The following is a 2,473-nucleotide window of genomic DNA, read 5'->3' as shown; positions in this document are numbered from 1 at the left end:
GAGGGAGCAGGGGGAGATGAGGGAGCAGGGGGAGATGAGGGAGCAGGGGGAGATGAGGGAGCAGGGGGAGATGAGGGAGCAGGGGGAGATGAGGGAGCAGGGGGAGATGAGGGAGCAGGGGGAGATGGGGAAGTAAATTCTTCCTCATCCCCCTCATCTTCCTCATCTTCCTCATCCCCCTCATCTTCCTCATCTTCCTCATCCCCCTCATCTTCCTCATCTTCCTCATCCCCCTCATCCCCCTCATCGTTTGGCAACTCGCATCAATAAGAATAGACCTATTGCCAAAAAAATAAAGTTGGGCAACCAAGCCCCTATAAAGGGAGAAAGGACACCTGCTTGCGCGATCGCACCAGTAATAAAGAAAATTAAGTAGTACGAAAAAATTACTACAACACTAATCCCAAAGCTGGTACTTCTCCCAGTTCGCTGGGGTATGCTTCCCATCGCTGCACCTACCAAGCCAAAAACTACACATACAAAAGGTAAGGAGATTTTTTGTTGAATCCGTACTTCGAGTTTACGAATTTTTTGGCGATCGCCACCGAGAAGTTCTACTTGTAGTTGATCTAGTGCTTCAGCAATATTCATCTCACCATAGTCCCGACTTTTTTCTGCCAGACTTAATGGCGTGCGCGGTAGTTGCAGTTGTTGGTGTTCAAATCTGACGATGTTGCGATAAGAGCGATCGGCAGCAACAAAATAGATGGTACCGTTGTAAAAATCCCAGACATTTTGAGAAGGATTCCACTGGGCAGATTCTGATACCACAATTTGATTCAGATTTTTTGTTGAACGGTCTATAATCGTCAAACCTGACATCCGCTTACCATCAAATTGGTCGGCGTAAAACAAGCGGATCAAAATCCTATTCTTAGAGCCATCCGGCTGTGTAACATCCTGGTATTCAGGATAAAAAATATTTTGCTGTTTAAAAGTTGGCTTATCTGATTTGAGGGCTTTATCCAGAGTCATCCCCGCTTGGTAATTTGCTGCTGGTGCAATTTGTTCGTTAAACACAAATGTCATTCCTGTAACCACAAGACTCAACATCACAGCAGTTAGGGCTATGCGATAGACGCTGACCCCACAACCACGCAGGGCAATTAGTTCGCTCTCGCTAGAAAGACGACTATAAGTCATCAAAGTAGCCAGCAGCGTAGACATGGGAAAAGCTAAAACGATAAAGTTGGGAAACTTTAACAAAAAAACCTGAATGGCAATGCCTATGGGTAGCCCAGATTCTACAATTTTTCTGACTAAATCAAATACAGCATCGATAGTAACGCCAATTGATGAAAAAGCTCCGACACCAAAGAAAAACGGCGCTAACAATTCGCTAGCAAGGTAACGATCCATGATCGTAAAAGGCAGCAGCGAATAGAGGTTGTAGAAAAACGTAAGTTTCTTTGATATCATGACTAACTTGAAAAGTTAAATATTAGCAACCCTGGCGAAACAAAGGATATCTACATTTAGTATTAAAATTTAATTTTAAATACCTGAAAATTAATACCAATTCTGTATGAAGATGCGCCAAACCATATTTAAGTATAAAAAATAAAAACGTAGACGCGAACGCATCAGCGTCTCGTAGAGAAGCGGCTTGCCGCAGGCTACCGCAAAGACGCAAAGGACACAAAGAAAGAAGTTAAAAGGGTTTGGCGCAGCTTTACAAAGAAATGGTATAACTAAAAAATTCATGTTTAAAATTTAAAAATAGCCTTTTAAATTATTAACTAAATAACTATTAATTTAGACTTGAAAATTATTACCTAAATAATATTGCCGCACCAGGGGGTTGCCGTAGAGTTCGTCAGCAGCGCCAAAAGCGAGAATTTGTCCCTCGCGCATTATATAGGCGCGATCGGTGATGGCCAGGGTTTCGCGGACATTATGATCTGTAATTAAGATTCCCATGCCGCGATCGCGCAGTTGTGCGACAATTTGCTGAATTTCTGAGACTGCGATCGGATCAACTCCCGCAAATGGTTCATCCAAAAGTAAAAATTTTGGCCCTTCTTGTCCAGCAGCTAAAGACCTTGCTAATTCCGTCCGCCGTCGCTCACCACCAGAAAGTTGAATTCCTTTGCTATTGGCTAATTTTTCCAACCGAAACTCCCGCAGTAAAGTTGTGAGTCGTCTTGCCCACTCCCATCGTGGCACATTCGTTTGCTCTAGTACCAACAGAATATTATCCTCTACCGAGAGTTGGCGAAAAACACTTGGTTCTTGTGCTAAATAGCCAATACCCAATCGCGCCCTTTTATGCATTGGCATTCCCGTAATATCCAGATTACCGAGCCAGACTTTTCCTTGATTGGGTTTTTCTAAACCTGTGGCAATGTAAAAATGTATCTATAGTTACATATAATCCAGAACTAACAACACAACAAGCAGCTGATTTGTTGAACGTATCACGTCCTTATCTGATTAAATTATTAGAGCAGGGTGAGCTTCCTTACGTTCTGGT

The 2,473-nt window shown here is 42.9% G+C and carries 2 protein-coding genes and 2 pseudogenes; 2 read left to right on the top strand and 2 right to left on the bottom strand.

The genetic code is table 11. From position 1 onward, the window contains the following. Positions 1–270: hypothetical protein (locus LC574_RS35620; RefSeq protein WP_229458332.1), on the top strand; the 270-nt coding region annotated here is incomplete at its 5' end. On the opposite strand, the gene LC574_RS35615 is transcribed toward LC574_RS35620, so the two are convergent. Together LC574_RS35615 and lptB are read right to left on the bottom strand one after the other, a co-directional pair. Further along, a complete protein-coding gene (locus LC574_RS35615) occupies positions 244–1,359 on the bottom strand; it encodes an LptF/LptG family permease (protein ID WP_229458331.1) in 1,116 nt (371 codons plus the stop codon). The genes LC574_RS35620 and LC574_RS35615 overlap by 27 nt on opposite strands. 396 nt (positions 1,360–1,755) lie before the next feature. Then, positions 1,756–2,352: pseudogene (lptB, locus tag LC574_RS35610) on the bottom strand (LPS export ABC transporter ATP-binding protein); the annotation flags it as partial. A gap of 2 nt (positions 2,353–2,354) precedes the next feature. On the opposite strand from lptB, the pseudogene LC574_RS35605 reads away from it, so the two are divergent. Further along, a pseudogene (locus LC574_RS35605) lies at positions 2,355–2,473 on the top strand (excisionase family DNA-binding protein); the annotation flags it as partial.

It is taken from the genome of Nostoc sp. CHAB 5715, from assembly GCF_020829685.1.
Taxonomy (GTDB): Bacteria; Cyanobacteriota; Cyanobacteriia; order Cyanobacteriales; family Nostocaceae; genus Nostoc.
This window is presented reverse-complemented; position numbering and strand designations above follow the sequence as displayed.

What these genes read in the sequence shown, in the direction of transcription:
- LC574_RS35615 (WP_229458331.1), bottom strand. Translation starts at nt 1,359, where the DNA reads ATGGATCGTTACCTTGCTAGCGAATTGTTAGCGCCGTTTTTCTTTGGT.